General features: G+C 63.3%; 2 protein-coding genes. Both read left to right on the forward strand.

The window, feature by feature from the left end; all coding sequences use genetic code 11:
• A partial coding sequence (locus EN742_RS36335) for an ROK family protein (protein WP_148670587.1) occupies window positions 1-535 on the forward strand: 535 nt, incomplete at its 5' end.
• A 117-nt stretch (window positions 536-652) separates the two neighbouring features.
• On the forward strand, window positions 653-852 hold a 200-nt coding region (locus EN742_RS36340), incomplete at its 3' end, for a MucR family transcriptional regulator (protein ID WP_189375759.1).

The following is an 852-nucleotide window of genomic DNA, read 5'->3' on the forward strand; positions in this document are numbered from 1 at the left end:
GGCCGAAGGCCTGCCCTATGACCTGATTTCGATGGGCTACCCCGGTCCGGTCGCCCACAACCGGCCTTTCGCCGACCCCGCCAATCTCGGCAAGGGTTGGGCGGGCTACGACTTCGCCGCCGCCTTCGGCAAGCCGGTGAAGGTTATCAACGACGCGCTGATGCAGGCCATCGGCAGCTATGAGGGCGGCCGCATGCTGTTCCTCGGCCTCGGCACCGGCCTCGGCGCCGCGATGATCGTCGACAATGTCGCCCAGCCGATGGAACTCGCCCATCTTCCCTACAGGAAGGGCGGCAGCTTCGAGGACTATGTCGGCGAGCGCGGGCTGGAGAAACGCGGCAAGAGGAAATGGCGCAAATCCGTCTTCGATGTCGTCGACAGGCTTCGCGCCGCCCTGCAGCCGGACTACGTGGTCATCGGCGGCGGCAATGTCGACAAGCTTGATGAAATGCCCGCCGATTCCAGGCGCGGCGACAATACGCGCGCTTTCGAGGGCGGTTTTCGACTGTGGCGCGACAAGGCGCTGATCGTCTGATAGTATTATAGCTCAGTATAGTTGTTCAAAATAACGTGTTTCGTGGCGCGAAGTCATTGCGTTATCCAGATTTGCCGACTAGGAGTCGCGCCATCCCCCTACCGACGGAGACATAAATTGGCCGACGACAGCAACGACGCTCGCAAGGAAATCGACCTGCTCGAGCTTACCGCCCACATCGTTTCCGCCTATGTCGAGAAGAACCGTCTGCCTGCCTCCGGCCTCAGCGACCTCATCGCCAGCGTCAGCGCCTCGATCAGCAGCCTCGGCCAGCCGCCGGCCCCGGTCGCCGCGCCGCTCGTCCCCGCGGTCAACCC

The sequence above is a fragment of the Mesorhizobium sp. M4A.F.Ca.ET.020.02.1.1 genome (genome assembly GCF_004022645.1).
In the GTDB taxonomy this organism is placed as follows: domain Bacteria; phylum Pseudomonadota; class Alphaproteobacteria; order Rhizobiales; family Rhizobiaceae; genus Mesorhizobium.